Raw genomic sequence first — 21426 nt, forward strand, 5'->3', positions numbered from 1 at the left:
TCAGTTGTTGCGGATCCAAGGACGATGTCAAAAGAGCTCCCTCATATCCTGATGGTCGAAGACGAACCCAGCATCGCGGAGCTGTTGCGCTTCACGATGCAGGGCGCGGGCTTTGCCACCACCATCGCCACCGACGTGGCCCAGGCCCGCAAGCTGATTGCCGAGTCGCTGCCTCATGTCGTGCTGCTGGACTGGATGCTGCCCGACAGCTCCGGCCTGGTGCTGCTCTCGGAGCTGCGGCGCGACCAGCGCACGGCGGCGCTGCCGGTCATCATGCTCACCGCCAAGGGCATGGAAGAAGACAAGGTCAAGGGCTTGAACGAAGGTGCGGATGATTACGTGACCAAGCCGTTCTCTCCCAAGGAACTGGTGGCGCGCGTGCAGGCCCTGTTGCGCCGAAAGGCGCCGGAGATCGGCAGCCAGGCTCTCAAATACCGCGACATCAGCATTGACGTCGAACGCCGCCAGGTGGCGGTGGCGGGCCGGGCGGTGGCGCTGGACCAGGCCGAATTCAAGCTGCTGCGCTATCTGGTGGCGCATCCGGAACGCATCTTCTCGCGTGCCCAGTTGCTGGACAAGGTCTGGGGTGACCACACCTTCATCGAGGAACGCACGGTGGATGTGCACATCATGCGGCTGCGCAAGTCGCTGGGCGATCTGGCGCATTACGTGCAGACGGTGCGCGGGATGGGGTACAAGCTGAGCGCCGAGCAGTGAGGTGAGCTACCCGCTGGCAGCGCGATGAATGAAAAGGCGATCCCCGGATCGCCTTTTTTTGCGTCTGATCAGTCCAGCGGCACGCTGCGATAGCGGTTCACGTCTGACGCCGAGACGAATCCCCCTTGGTTGCCCCAGCTGTTGCGGACATAGGAGACCAATGCCGCCACTTCCTGGTCGCTCAGTTGCGGACCGAAGGGCGGCATGCCGAAGGGATAGGGATTGCCCGCCGTCGACGGCGGGAAGCCGCCGTTGAGCACCGCGCGAATGGCATTGACCGGTTGCGGTCCGCCAATGGCGTGATTGCCGGCCAGCGGCGGATAGTCCGGTGCACTGCCTTGACCCTTGCCGCCGTGGCAGTCCACGCATAACTCCCCATAGAGCTTCTTGCCCTGTTTGAGGATGCGTTCCGCCTCGGCGGGCTCCGGCTGCGCGGCGGCGCTGGCAGCGGGCAGGGGCTGGGCCGGCAGCGACTTCAGGTAGACCGCCATCGCATTGATGTCCTCATCGTTCAGATACTGCAGGCTGCGCCCGACGATTTCCGACATCGGCCCCAGCGAGGTGCCGCGCGGCGAGACGCCAGTCCTGAGCAGGGCGGCGATGTCGGCTTCACTCCAGCCGCCCAGGCCGTGTTCGCCACCATGCAGGGGCGGTGCATACCAGTCCAGCGCGGGGATCATGCCGCCGGCCAGATCCAGCGGTGCGATGCTGGCCGCCACCACGTTGCGGGCGCTGTGGCAGGCGCTGCAATGGCCAGCGCCGCGTACCAGATAGGCACCGCGATTCCACTGGGCGGAGCGCGCCGGATCAGGCTGGTAAACAGCCGGTGTGAAGAAAAACGCACGCCATAGCCCCAGCAGCGGGCGCTGGTCGTAAGGGAAGCGCAAGTCATGTGAACGATTGGGCTGATTTACGGGGGGCAGCGTGCGCAGCCAGGCGAACAGGGCGTCGCTGTCTTCGCGGCTGAGCTGGGTGTAGCTGGTGTAGGGGAAGGCCGGAAAGAGGAAGCGGCCATCGCGTCCGCGCCCGTGGTGCAGGGCACGCCAGAAATCGCCGGCGCTCCAGTCGCCGATGCCGTTGGCGCGATCGGGTGTGATGTTGGTGGTGTAGATCGTGCCGAAGGGTGTCGGCAGGGCGCGTCCCCCGGCATAGGCCGCGCCGCCGCGCACGGTGTGGCAGGCCATGCAATTGCCGGCGCGCGCCAGGTACTGGCCCCTGGTCAGCTGCGCCTGATGGTCGGTCACCGGGACGACCACGCCAGGATCTTCACTGCGCAGGCTTTGCCAGGCGATCACGCCGCCGGTCAGCGCCACCACGGCCAGCACGCTGCCCAGCAGGATTCCCAGGCCCAGGCGCAAGGTCTTGTTCATCGTGCCGCTCCTGCACTGGCGGAGGAACCCGGCATGCTGCCGCAGGCCACCGGCAAAGGTTTGGGCAGCACGCGCTCAGGCGCATAGTCCGCCGGGACCGGCTGGGAGGACAGCCAGCTGCTGGCGGCATTGATTTCTTCCGGGCTCAATGCCCTGGCGATCTCGCCCATGCAATCGGGGGCCTTGGCGGTGCGTTCGCCATTGCGCCAGGCGCCCAGTTGCGCATTGATGTAGTCGCGCGGCAGGCCCAGCAATCCCGGAATGCCGGGCTGCACGCCGGTCAACCCGGCACCGTGGCAACTGGCGCAGGCCGCAATGCCCTGGGCTGGCTTGCCCTGGCTGACCAGCAGGCGTCCGCGTTCCAGCACCGTGGCGCTCACATCGGCCGGCACCGGGGGCGGATAGGGCGGATGCTGGTCGGCGAAGAACAGGGCGATCTGCTGAAGATAATCGTCAGAGAGATGGCCCAGCAGGTAATTCATCATCGGATAGCGGCGTCGGCCATCGCGGAAACTCTGCAGCTGGTTCAGCAGATAGCCCTCCGGCTTGCCGGCGATGCGCGGATAGTAGCCATCGGCCGTGGCGCGCCCTTCCTTGCCATGGCAGGCGATGCAGGCGGCCATGCGTTCGGCCATGCCCGGTATGGCGCGCGGCTTGTCCGCGGGCGTCTGGGCCATGGCTGCGCCGCCCGCGATCAGTGTCCCCAGGGCGGCGGCTGCAAGCTTCTTCATATTTGTTGTGGGCAAGCGCATCGGCCTATTGTAGTCCATGCGCGCGCCGCGCTTGCGGCTTTGCAAGGCCGGGCGCAGCGGATACAATAGCGGCCTTGTTTGCCCCCGTAGCTCAGTGGATAGAGCGATCCCCTCCTAAGTCAAATTGGGCAGCGGATGCCGAAAGGCGCCGCCTGAATGGAGTCAAAGTCGGTGAACCCTGACAGCGCATGCATGCACGTTTGCAGCGGCTGCTGGCAATACCGAGCCAAGCCGGTTTCCTCGGAAGCCGGAAGGTGTAGAGACTAGACGGCTCCGGCCTTCCGACCTTCCCGTCAGGGCTGGGTCCATGGCCAAGGTATAGTCCAGACTACAAACATCCGGTTACACGACGTTCATGTATCTGATGGTGGCGAAAGCCATAGTGGTATGAAGGGATAGGTCACACGTTCGATCCGTGTCGGGGGCACCAGACAAAAGGAAACGGGCACTTCTTCGGAAGTGCCCGTTTTTTTTCGTGCTGCCGATTGACTGAATGAAGTTGCCAGGCCAGTGGCCTGGCATTGCCTCAATGACCCTGGTTGGTATTGTCCAGGAAGCGTCTTGCGCTCTCGCTCTGAGGCCGGTTTGCTGAGCCGCCAGGTGCTCCCTGCGACGTGCCCGGCACGTTCGGTGCCGGTTGCGCATTGCCCGGTGCAGCCGGAGTCTGGCTGGGTGTCCAGCCGAAGAAGTTCGAGATCGCATCCACCACCGTCACGCCCACATTGGTCACCAGGCCGTTGTTGGGCGTGAAGTTGTCGTAATAGGGCTCGCCATCGATGAAGCGGATGCCTTCCGGCACCGGCAGGTCGAACTGCGGCACCCCCTTCAAGGCCTTGGCCATGTAATCGACCCAGATCGGCAGCGCCAGCTGTGCGCCGAATTCCTTGCTGCCCAGGCTCTTGGGCTGGTCATAGCCCATCCAGGCCACGGTGGCCAAAGTGCGCTGGTAACCGGCGAACCAGCCGTCGACGGCATCATTGGTGGTACCGGTCTTGCCGGCCAGGTCGGTGCGGCCGATGCTGTTGCTGCGTGCGCCGGTGCCGCCCTGGGCCACCGCCTTGAGCATGCTGGTCATCATGTAGCTGTTGCGTTCCGAGACCACGCGCGGTGCGCCATTGCCCACGATCAGCGGCTCCGCCTTGGACAGCACCTTGCCGCGCGCATCGGTGATCTGCGAGATCAGGTAGGGCTGGATCTTGTAGCCGCCGTTGGCAAACACCGAGTAGGCGGCAGACAGCTGCAGCGGATTGGTCTGGCCTGCACCCAGCGCCATGGGCAGGTAGGGCGGGACCTTGTCGGCATCAAAACCATAGGTGCCGGTGATGAAGTCCTTGGCATAGGGCACGCCGATGTAGTCCAGCGTGCGGATCGCCACCAGGTTCACCGACTTCTGCAGGGCAGTGCGCACGGTGATGGGGCCGGCCGGGGTTTCGTCATCCTTGGGTTCCCAGTTCGGCTGGCCGGGGCCGGCCGGATAGGAAACCGGGGCATCGTTGACGATGGAAGCCGGTGCAAAACCCTTCTCCAATGCAGCCGAATAGATGAAGGGTTTGAAGGTCGAACCCGGCTGGCGCCAGGCTTGGGTCACGTGGTTGAAATTGTTCTGGGTGAAGTCGAAACCACCCACCAGGGCGCGGATGGCACCATCCTGCGGCACCACCGAGACCAGCGCCGCTTCCACCTGCGGCAACTGCACCACCTGCCAGTTCTGCTTGGCATCCTGCATCACGCGGATCAGGGCACCCGGCGCGATGCGGATATCCTTCTTGGCCTTCTCCGACAGGGCCGCGGCCACGAAGCGCAGGGCTTCGCCCTTGATGCTGATCTTGTCGCCGCTGCGCAGCACCGCATCGATCTGCTTGGGGCTGGCGGCCACCACCACGGCGGCCAGGATGTCGTCGTTGTCGGGATGGTCGTCCATGACGTCGTCAATGGCCGAGGCGCGGTCGTCCGCATTGGCGGGCAGCTCGATGGTTTCTTCCGGACCGCGATAGCCGTGGCGGCGGTCGTAATCCATTACGCCCTTGCGCACGGCCAGGTAGGCCGCCTGCTGGTCGGCTGCATTGACGGTGGTGTAGACGTTGAAGCCCTGGGTGTAGGTGTCTTCCTTGTACTGCGCATACACCATCTGGCGCACCATTTCGTTCACGTATTCGGCGTGGATACTGTACTGGCTGCCCGGTGCACGGACCTTCAGTTCTTCCTTGGCGGCCTTTTCATATTGCGCCTTGGTGATGAAGCCCACTTCCATCATGCGCTGCAGGATGTATTGCTGGCGGATGTGCGCGCGCTTGGGGTTGACGATGGGGTTGTAGGCCGAGGGGGCCTTGGGCAGGCCGGCCAGCATGGCGGCTTCGGCCAGGGAAATATCCTTCAGGTCCTTGCCGAAGTAGGTGCGGGCGGCAGCAGCGAAGCCGAAGGCGCGCTGGCCCAGGTAGATCTGGTTCATGTAGACCTCCAGGATCTGGTCCTTGGTCAGGGCATGTTCGATCTTGTTGGCCAGCAGCACTTCGTAGAGCTTGCGGGAGAAGGTCTTTTCCTTGGTCAGGAAGACGTTGCGCGCCACCTGCATGGTGATGGTGCTGGCCCCCTGCGAGGCACTGCCGCGCAGCACGTCGGTGGCCAGGGCGCGGGCGATGCCGATCCAGTCGATGCCGCCGTGCTCATAGAAACGATAGTCCTCGATGGCCAGCACGGCATTCTTCATGTCGGCCGGGATATCTTCCAGTTTGACCAGGCTGCGCTTTTCTTCACCAAACTCGCCGAGCAGGACCTTGTCCTCGGACCAGATGCGCAGCGGCACCTTGGGACGGTAGTCGGTGATCAGGTCCAGCGAAGGCAGGCGCGGGTTGATGAAGATCAGTGCATACACCACCAGCAGGGCAGCGGCGACGCCGAGACCGAGGATGGACAGACCGATGAACTTGGCGATGTTGGGATTGAGGAAGCCGCGCTGGCGGCGCAGGTCCGGCAAAGAGGAAAAAGGCATGGGATGAGCGGGAATCGGAATGCGCTATCTTACCGCATCGCACCGCCGGCCCGGCGTGCCCGCCACGGGCAATGCTTAACCAGTTGTAACATGGCGCCCGGACGACGGGGAAATTCGAGCTTTTGTCGTTATTTTTCATCAATCCCGTTGCCAAAGTGCAAGCCGCAGCCGTTCCAGCCCATCGGAAGGGGCAAGGGCGCGCTTAAATCAGCATTTGTGCGGCGCAGTCGGTACAATGCCGCTCTCGCGCTTTTTCCTGCATCAAGCGCCTTTCGCATTCATCCTGCGCGGCTTGGGCCGACGCATTCACGCAGATCACGCACGCTATGGCAGTCATTTCCCTCTCCGACGCACAACTGGCCTTCGGCCACGTCGCCCTCCTGGATCACGCCGAATTCTCGCTGGAGACTGGCGAACGCATCGGCCTGATCGGCCGCAACGGCACCGGCAAGTCCTCGCTGCTGAAGATCATTGCCGGCCGTTCCAAGCTCGATGATGGCCTCTTGGTGATGCAGCAGAACCTGAAGATCGCCTACGTCGACCAGGAACCGCATTTCCCGGAAGAGATGACGGTCTTCGACGCCGTGGCCTCCGGCCTGGGCGAGCTGCCGGCGCTCTTGGCCGAATACGAAGCCATCACCGGCCAGTTCGGCGGCGACAATGACGACGCCCTGCTGGAGCGCATGCACCAGATCCAGACCGTGCTGGATGCGGCCGACGCCTGGTCCATCGGCAACAAGGTCGAGACCACCCTGGACAAGCTGAACCTGAACCGCGACGCCCGCATCGGCGAGCTCTCCGGCGGCATGAAGAAGCGTGTAGCGCTGGCTTGCGGCCTGGTCGGCAACCCCGACGTGCTGCTGTTGGACGAACCGACCAACCACCTCGACTTCGGCTCCATCCTGTGGCTGGAAGGCCTGCTGCGCGACTTCAAGGGCAGCATCCTCTTCATCACCCACGACCGCAGCTTCCTGGACAACGTCTCTACCCGCATCATCGAACTGGATCGCGGCAAGATTCTTTCCTTCCCCGGCAACTTCACGACCTACCAGGCCCGCAAGGCCGAGCTGCTGGCCAATGAAGAAGTGGAAAATGCCAAGTTCGACAAATTCCTGGCGCAGGAAGAAGTCTGGATCCGCAAGGGCGTGCAGGCCCGCCGCACCCGCGACGAAGGCCGTGTGCGCCGCCTGGAAGCCCTGCGCGTGCAGCGCAGCGAGCGCCGCGAGCGGCAGGGGCAGGTGAAGCTGGAAGTGGGTACCGGTGAACGTTCCGGCAAGATCGTGGCGGAACTGGAAAACGTCAACAAGGCCTACGGCCCCAAGACCATCGTGCGCGACTTCAGCAGCATCCTCATGCGCGGCGACAAGGTCGGCCTGATCGGCCAGAACGGTGCCGGCAAGACCACCCTGCTCAAGCTGATCCTGGGCGAGGAAACGCCCGACAGCGGCACCGTGAAGCAGGGGACCAAGATGCAGGTCGCGTATTTCGATCAGATGCGCGCGCAGCTGAATGAAGAAACGACCCTGGCCGATACCATCGCGCCGGGCAGCGACTGGGTGGAAGTCAACGGCCAGCGCAAGCATGTGATGACCTATCTGTCGGACTTCCTGTTCGCGCCGGAACGCGCCCGTTCGCCGGTGCGCACGCTCTCCGGTGGCGAGCGCAACCGCCTGTTGCTGGCGCGCCTGTTCGCCAAGCCGGCCAACGTGCTGGTGCTGGACGAGCCGACCAACGACCTCGATATCGATACCCTGGAACTGCTGGAAGAATTGCTGGAAGAATATGAAGGCACCGTCTTCCTGGTCAGCCACGACCGCATGTTCCTGGACAACGTGGTCACGCAGGTGATCGCCTCCGAAGGCAATGGCGTCTGGCGTGAATACGTGGGCGGCTATTCCGATTGGGAGCGCCAGCGCCCGGCGCAGACATCGGCAGGGGCCAAGGCCGCTGCCAAGGCGGCCGACAAGAACGAGGTCAAGGCCGAATCCACCATGGCCGCTCCGGCCGCCGCACCTGCACCGGCCAAGAAGAAGCTGAGCTACAAGGAACAGCGCGAGCTGGAAGAACTGCCCAAGCGCATCGCCGCGCTGGAAGCGGAACAGAAGGAGCTGTCGGCGAAACTGGCCGATCCGGATCTGTACAAGAAGGGGGCCGATGAAGCCGTCAAGCTGAACCAGCGCTTCGCCGAGATCGACGAAGAACTGCTGGTGAGCCTGGAACGCTGGGAAGAGATCGAAGGGAAGCAGTAAGCCCGGAAGACCGGGACGACCCGGTCAGCTCGGCTTGCGCAATGCTTCGCGCAGGTCGGGCAGCATCTCCCGCAGGTTGGGCGCGTCCTCGGCATGGGGACGCAGGGCCAGATAGGCTTCCAGATCCTCCAGCGCCGCCTGGGCTTGCCCGAGGTTGGCATAGGCCAGCCCACGGTCGCGTTTCTCGGTGATTTCCTCGGGCAGCAGGATCACCAGTCTCTCCTGTACATCCAGCACCTGTTGCCAGCGCTGGCTTTCCATGAAGATGGCCTTGAGGTTGCGCAGCATGCGCGCCAGGATCTCGCGTGGATGGGCCGCGCGCAGGTAGGCCGCCAGCGGCAGTTCATCGCCGAAATCTTCTTCCGGCTGATGCGCCAGATAGGGCTCCAGCCGCTCTTCCAGTTCCTGCCGCGACAGGCTTGCGCCATTCATGGGATCGAGCACGATTTCACCCGATTGCACCGACAGCTTCATCAGGAAGTGGCCGGGGAAGGAAACTCCCTTCATCTCCAGGCCGATCTGCTGCGCCAGTTCGATATAGACCACCGCCAGCGAGATCGGAATGCCGCGCCGCGTCGAAATCACGCGGTGGATATAGCTGTTGTCGGGATCGTAGTAATTGTTGACGTTGCCGGCGAAGGCCATTTCCTGGAAGAAGAAATGGTTCAGCATGCGCAGCTTCTGGATCTGCGAGGCATCCTGGGGCAGGCGCTGCCTGAGCTTGAGCGCCAGCGTGTCGAGCGCCCTCTCTTCCTCGGCAAAATCCATTTCCGGATAAAAATCCTGTCCCAGCGTCAAGGCGGATTCGAACAACGGAATCGAATCGTCCTGGCGCACCAGCGAAGCAAAATAGTCGAGGGAGGTGAGCGTCATGTCACCCATGCTATCAAAATATTGCGCGCTGCGTCAGGTCTGCCGGGTGGGGAATGAAATTTCTTGTTTCAGGCCGCTCCAGGCTTGTGCTGAAGCGATCTGCAAGGCTGATCAGCGGCGCGCGATGCGCTTGAATTCACGCAGGTGGAAGCCCATCGCGAACAGCGGGCCGAAATAGGCCACCGCACACACTGCCAGCACCAGCATCAGCGCCCCGATGCGCAGCAGCGGATGGGCGCGCAGGGCGACCCAGTCGAAGTGGCCGGAAATCCACAGCGCCACCCCGGCCATCACCAGCAGCGCGCCGGTCAGGCGTACCAGGAACAGGCCCCAGCCCGGACGCGGCACGTAGATCTGGCGGCGGCGCAGGCCGATGTAAAGACACAGGGCATTGAGGCAGGCCCCCAGACCGATCGACAAGGCCAGGCCGGCGTGCGAGAACAGGGGCACGAAGACGCTGTTCATGAGCTGGGTGGCGATCAGCACGCCCACGGCGATGATGACGGGGGTGCGGATATCCTGCTTGGCATAGAAGCCGGGGGCCAGAATCTTCACCACGATCAAGCCGATCAGGCCCACGCCATAGGCCACCAGGGCGTGGCCGACCATGGTCACCGACAGTGCATCGAAGCGGCCATAGTGGAACAGGGTGGCGGTGAGCGGCTCGGAGAGCGTGGCCAGGCCCACGGCCGAGGGCATGGCCAGCATGAAGGTCAGGCGCAGTCCCCAGTCCAGCAGGGCGGAATACTCATCCATGTCGTCGGCAGCATGGGCGTTGGCCAGGCTGGGCAGCAGAATGGTGCCGAGCGCCACGCCCAGCAGGGCGGTGGGAAATTCCATCAGGCGGTCGGCATAGCTGAGCCACGAGACGCTGCCGTGTTCCAGGCGCGAGGCGATGTTGGTGTTGATCATCAGGCTGATCTGCGCCGCCGAGACGGCGAAGACGGCCGGGCCCATCTTCTTGAGCACGCGCTTGACGCCTTCGTCGCGCAGGCCCAGCAGGGGATTCCAGTACAGGCGCGGCAGCATGCCGATCTTGATCAGCGCCGGCACCTGGATCGCCACCTGCAGGATGCCGCCCACCAGCACCGCGAAGGCCATCGCATAGATGGGCTGTTCCATGAAGGGGGCCACGAAGAGCGAGGCCACGATGAAGGCGACATTGAGCAGCACCGAGGTGACTGCCGGGATCTTGAATTCCTTCCAGGTATTGAGGATGCCGCCGGCCAGCGCCACGAAGGCCATGAAGCCGATGTACGGGAACATGATGCGGGTCATCAGCACCGAGGCCTGGAAGGCCTCCGGGTTGTATTGGAGTCCGGTGGCGATGAAATAGACCACGAAGGGGGTGGCGACGATGCCGGCCACGCAGGTGATCAGCATGACCCACATCAGGGCCGTGGCCACGTGGTCCACCAGGTGTTTGGTCTCCTCGGGACCGCGGCGGTTCTTGTATTCGGCCAGGATGGGCACGAAGGCCTGCGAGAAGGCGCCTTCGGCGAAGAGCCGGCGCAGCAGGTTGGGAATGCGGAAGGCGATGTTGAAGGCGTCGGTGTAGGCCGAAGCGCCGAAGGCGCGGGCGAACAGGATTTCCCGGGCCAGCCCGGTGATGCGCGAGAGCATCGTCATGCCGGAGATGGCGGCGAGGGTTTTATGCAGATTCATGGAGCGGCATTATAGCGGTGGGCAGCGGTGCTTTTGCTGGAGTGGCAAGGATTGGTGCGGGAGCACGACAGGGGGCGGGCAGGCCCGGACACGGGTGGTTCGGAGGCGATATGAAGGAAAAGACAATCCCCCTGCTGCACGGCGCAATAGACTCGCTGCCTTGGCCACAGGTTCGGCGGCAGGGATGAATTTCTTTGCGGAAATCGGAATGAGTGCGGTGGCATCGCAACGGATGGCACCGTGTTTACAGCAGAAGCAGACAAGTTGATTGCCTTGTCACGGGAATCTCGTTATAATCCGATGCTTTACAGAATTTGGCATCGCGAGTCCTCGGGGTTTGCGGCGCAAACGACTCTCGATTTAGGATAATTTTCATGGCAAATACCGCACAGGCACGTAAGCGTGCTCGTCAAGCAGTCAAGCAAAACGCTCACAACTCGAGCCAGCGCTCGACCCTGCGCACCGCAATCAAGGCAGTTCGCAAGGCGATCGCCGCCGGCGACAAGGCTGCAGCAACCTCCGTGTTCCAATCTTCCGTGTCGACCATCGACAGCATCGCCGACAAGAAGATCATTCACAAGAACAAGGCCGCTCGCCACAAGAGCCGTCTGGCTGCTGCCCTGAAGGCCCTGGCTGCTTAATTGCATCTTGGCTTGAACTGAAGCGCGGCGTCGCCCGCTTCAGGCTGCAGTACAAGAAAACCGCTTGATTTCAAGCGGTTTTTTGCGTTTGGGCGGCGTGTTTCAAGCGCGTTTCCAGCCTGGCTGCCGAGATAACGGGCCGCAGCCACGCGCTGCAGCCCGGATGCCTTATTGGGGCAATCCCTCGATCCTGGTACCGGGCTTGATGTTCTTCTGCTTGAACCAGCCCTTGTTCATCTCCAGCGCATAGACCGCCGCGCGCTTGGCACAGTGCGAATCCAGGGTCTGTTCCTTCATTTCCTCGATGTTGATGATGACGCCTTTTTCGTCCATGAAGGCCACCGACAGCGGGATCAGCGTATTTTTCATCCACATGCATACCCCGGCCGGCTGGCCGAACAGGAACAGCATGCCCTCGTTTTCGCCCATCTTCTCGCGGAACATCAGGCCTTGCTCGCGCTCGGCTTCGGTCTGGGCCACTTCAGCCTTGATCAGGTGGATGCCGATATTGAGCTGGGTGGTCGGGAATTTGCGCACCTGCGGCGTCTGCGCGCCGGCGGTGGACAGGCAGCCGACAGCCAGCAGGGCGACGGCGCTGTGCATGAAGCAACGGGAAAGTCGGGAAAGTGAAGATTGGCGCATGTTCTTTATCAATCGGGATTCGGATCGGGCAGGATAGCAGCAGCGGGGCGGGGCGTGTGCACCGGGAGCGGGGCGCTGGCCGGCGTGGATGGCTACGGGGTGCGTCGCCTGAACCGCGCGGACATGAAAAAAGGCAGGACCAGCCTGCCTTTTTTGAGTGCGGACGCTAATTACTTAGCTTCAGCTGCCTTCTTTGCCTTCTTTGCCTTCTTTGCCTTCTTGGCCTTCTTTGCCTTCGGAGCAGCGGCTTCAGCCTTCGGCGCTTCCGGAGCGGCCGGAGCTTGTGCGAAAGCAGCAGTGGCGAACAGACCAGCGATCAGAGCGGCGATCAATTTTTTCATTTTGCGTCCTTCAATTCAACATGTTAGGGATGTGAGGCAAACGATGATTCGTGCGAATCACTGCCAATAACGGCGCGCGCGTATGAAGGTTGACACCATTTCGGATCTTTTTTATGAGGTTTCGGGAAGAAGTGTGCAGCCCTGAGTGCTTCGAACCTTGTCAGATTGTTCACGCAGCGGTCAGGCATCCAGTTCCTGTGGATCGACTTCGCGCCATTCGCCGGGCATCACAGGATGGGTCGCCAGCGAGAACGGGCCGATGGCGATGCGTACCAGTCGCAGCGTCGGCAGGCCCACGGCCGCCGTCATGCGGCGCACCTGGCGGTTCTTGCCTTCGCTGATGGTCAGGGCGATCCAGCTGGTGGGCTGGTTGGCACGCTGGCGGATGGGCGGGGTGCGCGGCCACATCCAGGCCGGCTCCTGGATCAAGCGGGCCTCTCCGGGTTGGGTGACGAAGTCGCCCAGGTCCAGCGGATCGCGCAGGCGCTGCAGCGCCTCCGGCGTGGCCAGGCCTTCCACCTGTGCCAGGTAGGTCTTGGGCTGCTTGCGGCGCGGATGGGCGATGGCGTGCTGCAGCTTGCCGTCATCGGTGAGCAGAAGCAGGCCTTCACTGTCGGCATCGAGACGGCCTGCAGGGTAGATGTCGGGAAGGTCGAGGTAATCGGCCAGCGTCTGGCGCTCGGGATGGGCGGAGAACTGGCTCATCACGCCGAAGGGTTTGTTGAAGAGGATCAAAGGCATGCGCTAGTGTCGCAAAAAGATGGCCTTGCGTAAAATCCTGATGCATAATCAATCAGGCAAGTCATGTGTCTTATATAAGACCTGCTGATTGCAATCCGGAATTTTTCCGGCTGAAAATCCGGAAATCTCTTAAAATTCCCCGCTTGTATGGCAATTCATGCAAGGTCCTTGCCGATGTGCATGGGCTTTGCCGCTGATGCTTCCCAACGCTACCGCCTCAACCGTCGGAGACCACGATGTCGTACCAACATATCCAAGTGCCTGCAGAAGCGTGCAAGATCACCGCCAATGCCGATGACACTCTCAATGTCCCCAACAACCCCATCATTCCTTTCATCATGGGCGATGGCGTGGGCGTGGACGTCACGCCGGTGATGCTCAAGGTGGTCGATGCCGCGGTGGAGAAGGCCTACGGCGGTGCGCGCAAGATCCACTGGATGGAAATCTATGCGGGCGAGAAGTCGACCAAGCTCTACGGTGCCGATACCTGGCTGCCCGAGGAGACACTGGACGTGCTCAAGGAGTATCTGGTCTCGATCAAGGGGCCGCTGTCCACGCCGGTCGGGGGCGGCATCCGTTCCTTGAACGTGACCATGCGCCAGCAGCTGGACCTCTATGTCTGCCTGCGTCCGGTGCGCTACTTCAAAGGCGTGCCCTCGCCGCTGAAGGAGCCCGAGAAGACCGACATGGTGATCTTCCGCGAGAACTCCGAAGACATCTACGCCGGTATTGAATGGCAGGCCGGTACCCCGGAAGTGAAGAAACTGATCGAGCTGCTCACGCGCGAGATGGGGGTCAAGAAGCTGCGCTTCCCTGAGACCTCGGCGCTGGGCATCAAGCCGGTCTCGCGCGAAGGTACGGAGCGACTGGTGCGCAAGGCCATCCAGTACGCCATCGACCACGACAAGCCTTCGGTGACGCTGGTCCACAAGGGCAACATCATGAAGTACACCGAGGGTGCTTTCCGTGACTGGGGTTATGCGCTGGCCGGCCGCGAATTCGGGGCCGAACTGATCGACGACGGCCCGTGGATGCGCCTGAAGAACCCCAAGACCGGCCGCCAGATCGTCATCAAGGATGCCATCACCGATGCCTTCTTCCAGCAGGTGCTGATGCGCCCGGCGGAATACAGTGTCATCGCCACCATGAACCTGAACGGCGACTACATTTCGGACGCCGTGGCGGCTCAGGTCGGCGGTATCGGCATTGCTCCGGGCGCCAACATGTCCGATTCGGTGGCCGTGTTCGAAGCCACCCACGGCACCGCACCGAAGTATGCCGGCAAGGATTATGTGAACCCCGGTTCCAGTATTCTTTCGGCAGAAATGATGCTGCGCCACATGGGCTGGATCGAGGCCGCGGATCTCATCATCACGGCCATGCAGAAGTCAGTCTCGGCCAAGCGCGTGACCTATGATTTCGCGCGTTTGCTGGAAGGGGCGACGCAGGTTTCCTGCTCCGGTTTCGGTGAAGCGCTGATCGAAAACATGTAAGCCGGACGGACTGCTTCTGCAGCGTGATTTGCCGCAAATCAATGATGAAAAAACAACACTCAGCCAGGCATCTGCCTGGCTGTTTGCATTTCGGTTACGTAGTCATTGCGGGCGCAGCAATGGCGGCGCCCCAATGAAAAAAGCCCCGCAAGAGCGGGGCTTTTAGAGAAACCGGGGTTTAAGCGGCGTTCTGGATGTTCGAAGCTTGCTTGCCTTTGGGGCCTTGCGTAACGTCAAACTGGACTTTTTGACCTTCTTTCAGGGTCTTGAAGCCGTTCATCTGGATTGCGGAGAAGTGAGCGAACAGATCTTCGCCGCCGTCATCCGGAGTGATAAAGCCAAAGCCTTTGGAATCATTGAACCACTTGACAGTACCTGTTGCCATAAAAGCATCTTTCAAAATTAACTATTCACACGAGCCGTCAAAGCAAGAAGCATCGCGCGTCACGCAGCCCCCCTTAAACCTGCCCCCTATCGTATCGATGAGTTGTTACATTTAGTAACTACTAATCAATGAATTCCATTGTTCTCGGTCGAAATCCAAAAGTCAAGCAGTTTTCACGTTCCGCTTTGTGGCCCTGTTTGAGCGATGGGGAAAGAAACCCTTGATTTAGGATAAATCATCGTCATCTGCGCAAGGTCCGGAAAACAAGTAATATCTATCTCATCTAGAGGTTACGTGATCATTGTGCGTTGCACAGCTTTGATGGTCGAATAAACGCATGGCAACCAAGCACGAAAATGATGGCGGTACAGTCCTGGAACGGCAGGAGGCAAAACTCAAGCCGCCCCCGATGTACCAGGTTTTATTGTTGAACGATGACTATACGCCGATGGAATTCGTCGTCGCAGTCATCCAGCAGTACTTCAACAAGGACCGTGAAACCGCGACGCAGATCATGCTCAAGGTTCACCGCGATGGGAAGGGAATGTGTGGTGTGTATCCCAAAGATATCGCATCCACAAAAGTGGAACTCGTTTTAACCCACGCTCGAAAAGCAGGGCACCCCCTGCAATGCGTGATGGAGGAAGCATGATTGCGCAGGAACTCGAAGTCAGTTTGCACATGGCCTTTGTCGAAGCCAGACAATCGCGTCATGAATTCATTACCGTGGAACACTTGCTGCTCGCGCTGCTGGACAATCCTTCGGCGGCCGAAGTGCTGCGCGCCTGCTCGGTGAACATTGATGATCTGCGCAAGACGCTGACCAATTTCATCACCGACAACACGCCCACGGTCCCCGGCACCAATGAGGTGGATACCCAGCCCACGCTGGGCTTCCAGCGCGTCATCCAGCGCGCCATCATGCACGTGCAGTCGGCCTCCAACGGCAAGAAGGAAGTCACCGGCGCCAACGTGCTGGTGGCCATCTTCGGCGAGAAGGATTCGCACGCGGTCTACTACCTGCACCAGCAGGGCGTGACCCGTCTGGACGTGGTCAACTTCATCTCGCACGGCGTGCGCAAGGATCAGCAGGCTGATCCGCAGAAGGCCCCGGAAGGCGCGGAAGACGTGCAAGCCGAAGGCCAGCAGAAGGAAAGCCCGCTGGACCAGTTCACCCAGAACCTGAACAAGGCGGCCGCCGAGGGCAAGATCGATCCGCTGATCGGCCGCGATTCCGAGGTCGAGCGCGTCATCCAGACCCTGTGCCGCCGCCGCAAGAACAATCCGCTGCTGGTGGGTGAAGCCGGTGTCGGCAAGACCGCCATCGCCGAAGGCCTGGCCTGGCGCGTGACGCAAGGCGATGTGCCCGAGATACTGAAGAATGCCGTCGTCTATTCGCTGGACATGGGCGCGCTGCTGGCCGGTACCAAGTACCGTGGCGATTTCGAGCAGCGCCTGAAGGCCGTGTTGAAGCAATTGAAGGACAGCCCCAACGGCATTCTCTTCATCGACGAAATCCACACCATCATCGGTGCGGGTTCGGCGTCGGGCGGTACGCTGGATGCGTCCAACCTGTTGAAGCCTGCGCTGTCGAGCGGCCAGTTGAAGTGCATCGGCGCGACCACCTACACCGAATTCCGTGGCGTCTTCGAGAAGGACCACGCGCTGTCGCGTCGCTTCCAGAAGATCGATGTGAACGAACCGACCGTGGAGCAGACCGTGCAGATCCTGCGCGGCCTGAAGTCAAAGTTCGAGGAACACCACGGCGTGAAGTATTCTGCTTCGGCCCTGACTTCGGCTGCGGAACTGGCGGCGCGCTTCATCAATGACCGTCACCTGCCCGACAAGGCCATCGACGTGATCGACGAAGCCGGTGCTGCCCAGCGCATCCTGCCCAAGTCCAAGCAGAAGAAGACCATCGGCAAGCCGGAAATCGAGGAAATCATTTCGAAGATCGCCCGTATCCCGCCGCAGTCCGTGAACCAGGATGATCGCGCCAAGCTGCAGACCATCGATCGCGACCTGAAGAACGTTGTGTTCGGGCAGGATCCGGCCATCGAAGCACTGGCCTCGGCCATCAAGATGGCACGTGCCGGCTTGGGCAAGACCGACAAGCCGATCGGCTCCTTCCTGTTCTCCGGTCCGACCGGCGTGGGCAAGACCGAAGTGGCCAAGCAACTGGCCTTCATCCTCGGCATCGAGCTGGTACGGTTCGACATGTCCGAATACATGGAGCGCCATGCCGTGAGCCGCCTGATCGGCGCGCCCCCGGGCTATGTCGGTTTCGACCAGGGCGGCCTGCTGACCGAGGCCGTCAACAAGAAGCCGCACGCCGTGCTGCTGCTGGATGAAATCGAAAAAGCGCACCCCGACATCTTCAACATTCTGTTGCAGGTGATGGACCATGGCACGCTGACCGACAACAACGGCCGCAAGACCGACTTCCGCAACGTGATCATCATCATGACCACCAACGCGGGGGCCGAGAGCCTGCAGAAGCGCACCATCGGCTTCACCGAGAAGAAGGAAGCCGGCGACGAAATGGCGGACATCAAGCGCATGTTCACCCCGGAGTTCCGCAACCGTCTGGATGCCATCATCAGCTTCCGCCCACTGGACGAGGAAATCATCCTGCGCGTGGTCGACAAGTTCCTGATGCAACTGGAAGAGCAGCTGCACGAAAAGAAGGTGGAAGCCGTCTTCTCGGACAATCTGCGCAAGTTCCTGGGCAAGAAGGGCTTCGATCCGTTGATGGGGGCACGCCCGATGTCGCGCCTGATCCAGGACCTGATCCGCAAGGCGCTGGCCGACGAACTGCTGTTCGGCAAGCTGGTCAGCGGTGGCCGCGTGACGGTGGAGATGGACGACAAGGAGCAGATCAAGCTGGACTTCCCCGAGGGCGACGATTCGTCCCCGCCGGAAGAGCCGCAAGAGAAGCTCGAAGTCGAATAAGCGCATCAAGCAAGCCATCAAGGCCACGTCGGGAAACCGGCGTGGCCTTTTGTTTTGCAGCTTGCTTCACTTTCATTATGCAAACAAAAACGGCGCGGTTTTCACCGCGCCGTCTTCACTTCAACTACTTCATATCACCGCATTTACGGCACCAGCGGCTTGCCCGCCTCCTGCTTTGCCTTCACGATTTGCGTGACCTTGTCGATCATCGAGAGGCGATAAGCGGTAGCCGGATGCAGCGCCGTGTAGCCGTTGGGCACGCTGGCCGGATACTGGTCGGCCAGGCGCTTCCAGAACGCCGGCACGTTGTCGATGCTGTAGCCGGCGCGCGCCAGCAGGTACAGCGAGAGCGTATCGGCAGCTGCATCCAGGTCTTGCGGATAGACGCGGATGCCGGCAGTGCCGGCCGTGGTGGTCGGGTCCGGATGTGGCAGCAGCAGGTTGTCGATCACTTCGGCAATCGTCGAGACCATGCGCTGGCGGATGGCGTGGCCGAGGATATTGTGCGCCATCTCCTTGGCGATCAGGTAGGCCAGTTCATCATCGGACTGGGTGAACTTGAGCATGCCGCGGGTAATGAGCACGCGGCGGCCATCGGCATAGGTGTTGACGTTGTCGGCATTGCCCAGCTCGATGCTGAAGGCGCAGGCGAAGGTCAGCGGCACATTGACGGTGGTGTTCTGGCCGTTGCGCTGCACGCCCAGCGCAATCGGGGCCTTCTTGACCACCAGCGGACTCAGCAGCACGGCGGCCTGGCGTTCGGCATCGGTGCCTTGCGGCATCGGCTTGCCTGCCACCGAGATCAGGAAGTCGCCCCGCTGGATGCCAGCCTGGGCAGCACCGCTGCCGGGCAGCACGCCGGTGACCTGCAGGCGGTCGTCGTAGCCCAGGCTACGCGCGGTTTCTGCATATTCGATGGGGAAGGAATAACGGTTCTTGGCGGTGAAGCCCAGCAGGTTGCGGGCATTGCCACGGCAGAGCTGGGCGTTGCTGGTCAACAGCGGTGCAGCGACGCGGTAGAGCCGGTCCTGCTGCGCGATCAGTTCGCGCAATTGTGCTTGCTGGGGATTGTCGGCCACCGGGCGCGGGGCCTGCGTCGTCGTGGTCACCGGTTTGGACGGCGTGGTGGTGACCGGACCGGGTTCCTGGGTGGCGCAGGCGGCCAGGAAGGCCAGCGGGGCCAGGACGGCGAGGGTTTTCAGTTTCTGCCACTGGGGCAGGGGGGATACGAGCATGCGGTTCTCCATCAGTGTTTGCCTGTGCTGCCGAAACCACCGGCGCCGCGTTCGCTGCTGTCGAATTCATCTACCACATTGAAGCCGACCTGCAGTACCGGCACGATCACCAGCTGCGCCAGGCGTTCCATGGGGTTTAGGACAAACTCGGTACTGCCGCGGTTCCACGTCGAGATCATCAACTGGCCCTGGTAATCCGAATCGATCAGCCCGACCAGGTTGCCCAGCACGATCCCATGCTTGTGCCCCATGCCGCTGCGCGGCAGGATCACGGCCGCGTAATTCGGATCGGCCAGGTGGATCGCCAGTCCGGTCGGGATCAGGTGCGTGGAACCCGGCGCCAGGGTCAGCGGCGCATCGATGCAGGCCCGCAGGTCCAGGCCGGCGCTGCCAGGGGTGGCGTAGGCAGGCAGTTGGTCTTTCATGCGGGGGTCGAGGATCTTGATGTCGATGGTCTTCATGATGCGTAATCGGATTCAAATACAAAACGTACGGAAACGTACAAAAGACACGGCCCGCAAGAGGCGGGCCGTGCACCGTCAGGCCGCCATGCGGCGCGCGATCTCGCGTACCAGCTGGCGGGCCAGGGTCTGCTTGTCCGCACGGGGCAGGGCGCTGTGGCCCTGGGCGTCGAACAGCATGAGCGCGTTGTCATCGCGGCCAAAGGTCTGGTGGCCGATATTGCCGACCAGCAGCGGAATGTTCTTGCGGATGCGCTTGGCCGCGCCGTATTGCTCCAGGTTCTCCGATTCGGCCGCAAAGCCCACGCAGTAGGGACGCTGGGGCAGGGCGGCAACGGTGGCCAGGATGTCGGGATTCTGGACGAATTCCAGTTGCGGGGTATCGTTTTCGTCCTGTTTCTTCAGTTTCTGCTCGCTGGCATTGGCCACGCGCCAGTCAGCGACGGCCGCAACGGCGACGAACAGGTCTTTTTCCTTCACATGGGCTAATACCGCCTCATGCATCTGCAGGGCCGTCTGCACATCCACGCGCTGCACGCCATAAGGCGTCTCCAGCGCCGTCGGGCCGGAGACCAGGGTGACTTCCGCACCCGCTTCGCGGGCAGCACGCGCAATCGCGTAGCCCATCTTGCCGGAAGACAGATTGGTGATGCCGCGCACCGGATCGATGGGCTCGAAGGTCGGCCCGGCCGTCAGCAGCACGCGGCGGCCCGCCAGCAGCTTGGGCTGGAAGGCCGCGACGATCTCCTCCAGCAATTGCGCCGGCTCCAGCATGCGGCCTTCGCCGACTTCGCCACAGGCTTGCGCGCCCGCATCCGGGCCCAGCAGCAGGATGCCGTCGTCGCGGATCTGGCGCACGTTGCGCTGGGTGGCCGGGTTCTGCCACATCTCCACGTTCATGGCCGGGGCCACCATCAGTGGTACCCGCGCCGGACGCGCCACGCACAGGGTCGAGAGCAGGTCGTCGCAATGCCCGTGGGCCAGCTTGGCGATAAAGTCTGTGGAGCAGGGCACGATGACCACCGCATCGGCATCGCGGGTGAGATTGATGTGCGGCATGTTGTTGTCCATGCGCGCATCCCATTGGTCGGTATAGACCGGGTTGCCGGTCAGGGCCTGCATGGTGACGGCGGTCATGAAGTGCGTGGCCGCCTCGGTCATCACCACGTGCACCGTGGCACCGGTGCGGCCCAGTTCGCGCGCCAGCATGGCGGCCTTGTAGCAGGCCACGCCGCCGGTCAGGCCCAATACGATTTTCTTGCCAGCCAGATCCATTGTTTGCTCCTGGAATGCGGCGTACCGCAGGCGTGTTCAGACTTGCGGACTTGCCTTACTTCTTGGAGACGCGGCGCAGTTCGTCCACGACGAACAATACCGCACCCACGCAGATCGCACTATCGGCCAGGTTGAAGGCCGGCCAGTGCCAGTTGCCGACGTAGACGTCGAGGAAGTCGATCACGTGGCCATACACCACGCGGTCGATCACGTTGCCGATCGCGCCACCCAGGATCAGGGCCAGGGCCCAGCAGAACATGCGTTGGCCGGGATGCTTGCGCAGCAGGTGGATGATGAACACCGCCGCACCGATGCCGATGGCGGTGAACAGATAACGCTGCCAGCCACCGCTGGCGGCCAGGAAACTGAAGGCCGCGCCCTTGTTGTAGACCAGCACCAGGTTGAAGAAACCGGTCACCGGCACCGACTCGCCATAGTGGAACAGTTTCAGGATAGTGATCTTGGTGAGCTGGTCCAGCAGCAGCACGATGGTGGCGATGCCCAGCCAGGGCAAGAGCCCTTGGGTGGTGGACGAAGAACCGGAAGAGGAGGAGCGCTTTTTGGTTGCCATGGATGTTCTTGTTGGAGTGGACGGCCCGCTGCATTCAAGTGCAGCGGGCCGCTAGCAAGGCCGTCCCGCCCGGA

At 62.0% G+C, this 21426-nt stretch carries 19 protein-coding genes; 6 read left to right on the forward strand and 13 right to left on the reverse strand.

The genetic code is table 11. The annotated features are described in order from the left end of the window. Positions 1–24: 24 nt before the first annotated feature. Positions 25–717 (forward strand): response regulator, encoded by a 693-nt coding sequence (locus JOD78_RS14780; RefSeq protein WP_034340383.1) that lies wholly within the window; start codon positions 25–27, stop codon positions 715–717. A gap of 68 nt (positions 718–785) precedes the next feature. On the opposite strand, the gene JOD78_RS14785 is transcribed toward JOD78_RS14780, so the two are convergent. The 3 genes from JOD78_RS14785 to JOD78_RS14795 form a co-directional block, all read right to left on the reverse strand. Then, the gene (locus JOD78_RS14785; protein WP_121038217.1) at positions 786–2087 is read right to left on the reverse strand and encodes a cytochrome c; all 1302 of its coding nucleotides are present in this window, start codon (positions 2085–2087) and stop codon (positions 786–788) included. Next, the gene (locus tag JOD78_RS14790; protein WP_245202146.1) at positions 2084–2905 is read right to left on the reverse strand and encodes a c-type cytochrome; all 822 of its coding nucleotides are present in this window, start codon (positions 2903–2905) and stop codon (positions 2084–2086) included. Before JOD78_RS14790 ends, JOD78_RS14785 begins: the two co-directional genes overlap by 4 nt. Positions 2906–3365: 460 nt before the next feature. Continuing rightward, positions 3366–5828, reverse strand: coding sequence for a penicillin-binding protein 1A (locus JOD78_RS14795; protein WP_204725129.1), 2463 nt, complete (start codon positions 5826–5828; stop codon positions 3366–3368). A gap of 326 nt (positions 5829–6154) precedes the next feature. On the opposite strand from JOD78_RS14795, the gene JOD78_RS14800 reads away from it, so the two are divergent. After that, positions 6155–8077 carry an ATP-binding cassette domain-containing protein gene (locus JOD78_RS14800; RefSeq protein WP_121038227.1) on the forward strand — a complete coding sequence of 641 codons (1923 nt, stop codon included), beginning with the start codon at positions 6155–6157 and terminating at the stop codon, positions 8075–8077. A gap of 24 nt (positions 8078–8101) precedes the next feature. Here the strand turns inward: JOD78_RS14800 and JOD78_RS14805 are convergent, their stop codons facing one another. Together JOD78_RS14805 and murJ are read right to left on the reverse strand one after the other, a co-directional pair. Further along, on the reverse strand, positions 8102–8950 hold the full coding sequence (locus tag JOD78_RS14805; RefSeq protein WP_209568605.1) for a SirB1 family protein: 849 nt from the start codon (positions 8948–8950) through the stop codon (positions 8102–8104). Between the two features lie 111 nt (positions 8951–9061). Continuing rightward, positions 9062–10615, reverse strand: a complete 1554-nt coding sequence (gene murJ, locus JOD78_RS14810) for a murein biosynthesis integral membrane protein MurJ (RefSeq protein ID WP_209568603.1) — start codon at positions 10613–10615, stop codon at positions 9062–9064. A gap of 374 nt (positions 10616–10989) precedes the next feature. On the opposite strand from murJ, the gene rpsT reads away from it, so the two are divergent. Continuing rightward, the gene (gene rpsT, locus JOD78_RS14815; RefSeq protein WP_006463174.1) at positions 10990–11256 is read left to right on the forward strand and encodes a 30S ribosomal protein S20; all 267 of its coding nucleotides are present in this window, start codon (positions 10990–10992) and stop codon (positions 11254–11256) included. 168 nt (positions 11257–11424) lie between these two features. On the opposite strand, the gene JOD78_RS14820 is transcribed toward rpsT, so the two are convergent. The 3 genes from JOD78_RS14820 to JOD78_RS14830 form a co-directional block, all read right to left on the reverse strand. Further along, positions 11425–11898, reverse strand: coding sequence for a DUF192 domain-containing protein (locus tag JOD78_RS14820; protein ID WP_209568602.1), 474 nt, complete (start codon positions 11896–11898; stop codon positions 11425–11427). Positions 11899–12068: 170 nt separating this feature from the next. Next, positions 12069–12239, reverse strand: coding sequence for a hypothetical protein (locus JOD78_RS14825; protein ID WP_006463172.1), 171 nt, complete (start codon positions 12237–12239; stop codon positions 12069–12071). A 180-nt stretch (positions 12240–12419) separates the two neighbouring features. Further along, complete coding sequence (locus tag JOD78_RS14830) at positions 12420–12980, reverse strand: pseudouridine synthase (protein WP_209568601.1); 561 nt, start codon at positions 12978–12980, stop codon at positions 12420–12422. 236 nt (positions 12981–13216) lie between these two features. On the opposite strand from JOD78_RS14830, the gene icd reads away from it, so the two are divergent. Then, positions 13217–14473: an NADP-dependent isocitrate dehydrogenase gene (gene icd / locus JOD78_RS14835; protein ID WP_209568599.1), complete on the forward strand. Its 1257-nt coding sequence runs from the start codon at positions 13217–13219 to the stop codon at positions 14471–14473. Positions 14474–14651: 178 nt separating this feature from the next. Here the strand turns inward: icd and JOD78_RS14840 are convergent, their stop codons facing one another. Then, the gene (locus JOD78_RS14840; protein ID WP_006463169.1) at positions 14652–14858 is read right to left on the reverse strand and encodes a cold-shock protein; all 207 of its coding nucleotides are present in this window, start codon (positions 14856–14858) and stop codon (positions 14652–14654) included. 337 nt (positions 14859–15195) lie between these two features. Here JOD78_RS14840 and clpS point away from each other — a divergent pair, with 337 nt between their 5' ends. Next, positions 15196–15510 carry an ATP-dependent Clp protease adapter ClpS gene (clpS, locus tag JOD78_RS14845; protein WP_034330154.1) on the forward strand — a complete coding sequence of 105 codons (315 nt, stop codon included), beginning with the start codon at positions 15196–15198 and terminating at the stop codon, positions 15508–15510. Beyond that, a complete protein-coding gene (gene clpA / locus JOD78_RS14850; RefSeq protein WP_039788676.1) occupies positions 15507–17810 on the forward strand; it encodes an ATP-dependent Clp protease ATP-binding subunit ClpA in 2304 nt (767 codons plus the stop codon). Before clpS ends, clpA begins: the two co-directional genes overlap by 4 nt. A 143-nt stretch (positions 17811–17953) precedes the next feature. Here the strand turns inward: clpA and JOD78_RS14855 are convergent, their stop codons facing one another. From JOD78_RS14855 to lspA, 4 genes are all read right to left on the reverse strand, one after another. Continuing rightward, positions 17954–19045 carry a M48 family metallopeptidase gene (locus tag JOD78_RS14855; protein ID WP_199725002.1) on the reverse strand — a complete coding sequence of 364 codons (1092 nt, stop codon included), beginning with the start codon at positions 19043–19045 and terminating at the stop codon, positions 17954–17956. Positions 19046–19056: 11 nt separating this feature from the next. Beyond that, a complete protein-coding gene (gene dut / locus JOD78_RS14860; RefSeq protein ID WP_034330145.1) occupies positions 19057–19506 on the reverse strand; it encodes a dUTP diphosphatase in 450 nt (149 codons plus the stop codon). 78 nt (positions 19507–19584) lie between these two features. Beyond that, entirely contained in the window at positions 19585–20781 is a 1197-nt protein-coding gene (gene coaBC, locus JOD78_RS14865; RefSeq protein ID WP_121038247.1) for a bifunctional phosphopantothenoylcysteine decarboxylase/phosphopantothenate--cysteine ligase CoaBC, read from the reverse strand. A 55-nt stretch (positions 20782–20836) separates the two neighbouring features. After that, complete coding sequence (lspA, locus tag JOD78_RS14870; RefSeq protein ID WP_039788672.1) at positions 20837–21352, reverse strand: signal peptidase II; 516 nt, start codon at positions 21350–21352, stop codon at positions 20837–20839. Between the last annotated feature and the right edge of the window lie 74 nt (positions 21353–21426).

The sequence above is a fragment of the Herbaspirillum sp. 1130 genome (genome assembly GCF_017833835.1).
GTDB classification, from domain to species: Bacteria; Pseudomonadota; Gammaproteobacteria; order Burkholderiales; family Burkholderiaceae_D; genus Herbaspirillum; species Herbaspirillum huttiense.

Coding starts and splice junctions, on each gene's coding strand:
- JOD78_RS14780 (WP_034340383.1), top strand. CDS start 25: ATGTCAAAAGAGCTCCCTCATATCCTGATGGTCGAAGACGAACCCAGC.
- JOD78_RS14785 (WP_121038217.1), bottom strand. CDS start 2,087: ATGAACAAGACCTTGCGCCTGGGCCTGGGAATCCTGCTGGGCAGCGTG.
- JOD78_RS14795 (WP_204725129.1), bottom strand. CDS start 5,828: ATGCCTTTTTCCTCTTTGCCGGACCTGCGCCGCCAGCGCGGCTTCCTC.
- JOD78_RS14800 (WP_121038227.1), top strand. CDS start 6,155: ATGGCAGTCATTTCCCTCTCCGACGCACAACTGGCCTTCGGCCACGTC.
- JOD78_RS14805 (WP_209568605.1), bottom strand. CDS start 8,950: ATGACGCTCACCTCCCTCGACTATTTTGCTTCGCTGGTGCGCCAGGAC.
- murJ (WP_209568603.1), bottom strand. CDS start 10,615: ATGAATCTGCATAAAACCCTCGCCGCCATCTCCGGCATGACGATGCTC.
- rpsT (WP_006463174.1), top strand. CDS start 10,990: ATGGCAAATACCGCACAGGCACGTAAGCGTGCTCGTCAAGCAGTCAAG.
- JOD78_RS14820 (WP_209568602.1), bottom strand. CDS start 11,898: ATGCGCCAATCTTCACTTTCCCGACTTTCCCGTTGCTTCATGCACAGC.
- JOD78_RS14825 (WP_006463172.1), bottom strand. CDS start 12,239: ATGAAAAAATTGATCGCCGCTCTGATCGCTGGTCTGTTCGCCACTGCT.
- JOD78_RS14830 (WP_209568601.1), bottom strand. CDS start 12,980: ATGCCTTTGATCCTCTTCAACAAACCCTTCGGCGTGATGAGCCAGTTC.
- icd (WP_209568599.1), top strand. CDS start 13,217: ATGTCGTACCAACATATCCAAGTGCCTGCAGAAGCGTGCAAGATCACC.
- JOD78_RS14840 (WP_006463169.1), bottom strand. CDS start 14,858: ATGGCAACAGGTACTGTCAAGTGGTTCAATGATTCCAAAGGCTTTGGC.
- clpS (WP_034330154.1), top strand. CDS start 15,196: ATGGCAACCAAGCACGAAAATGATGGCGGTACAGTCCTGGAACGGCAG.
- clpA (WP_039788676.1), top strand. CDS start 15,507: ATGATTGCGCAGGAACTCGAAGTCAGTTTGCACATGGCCTTTGTCGAA.
- JOD78_RS14855 (WP_199725002.1), bottom strand. CDS start 19,045: ATGCTCGTATCCCCCCTGCCCCAGTGGCAGAAACTGAAAACCCTCGCC.
- dut (WP_034330145.1), bottom strand. CDS start 19,506: ATGAAGACCATCGACATCAAGATCCTCGACCCCCGCATGAAAGACCAA.
- coaBC (WP_121038247.1), bottom strand. CDS start 20,781: ATGGATCTGGCTGGCAAGAAAATCGTATTGGGCCTGACCGGCGGCGTG.
- lspA (WP_039788672.1), bottom strand. CDS start 21,352: ATGGCAACCAAAAAGCGCTCCTCCTCTTCCGGTTCTTCGTCCACCACC.